Origin of the sequence: Flavihumibacter fluminis (assembly GCF_021491375.1) — a bacterium.
Classification (GTDB): Bacteria; Bacteroidota; Bacteroidia; order Chitinophagales; family Chitinophagaceae; genus Flavihumibacter; species Flavihumibacter fluminis.
This window is the reverse complement of record NZ_JAKEVY010000018.1, coordinates 1-316: the sequence shown is the minus strand read 5'-3', so window position 1 is coordinate 316 and position 316 is coordinate 1. Positions and strand designations below refer to the sequence as shown.

Here is a 316-nt window from a genome sequence, read left to right as displayed (position 1 = left end):
GGATGAATCCGTTCAGCCAAAATTGGTGTACCTATTGGCGCACAAAAGCGAGAAGGCTGGGAAGGATTCCTTCGCAAAATTCGGCAAGGATCCGGTTTGGATCACCGTGCGTGACGCTTCCGAGCAAAACGGCAAAATCGTGGAAAAAGTCGAATCACTTTACTTGCAGCCACTCCCTTTCTCTCCTATGAAATAAAGCATCCGAGACTATCTACGCAGATAAGCTGGCATTCAATCAAATTAAGTGTCTATAAAACAAAAAAAGGGGCCTTTTGGCCCCCTTTTTTGTTCTGGAAAATTTGAAAATCAAGCTTCT

1 protein-coding gene is annotated in these 316 nt (G+C 44.0%); it reads left to right on the top strand.

The window, feature by feature from the left end; translation table 11 throughout:
- The coding region (locus L0U88_RS20715; protein WP_234868777.1) for an NIPSNAP family protein at positions 1–196 on the top strand (196 nt) is incomplete at its 5' end.
- Between the last annotated feature and the right edge of the window lie 120 nt (positions 197–316).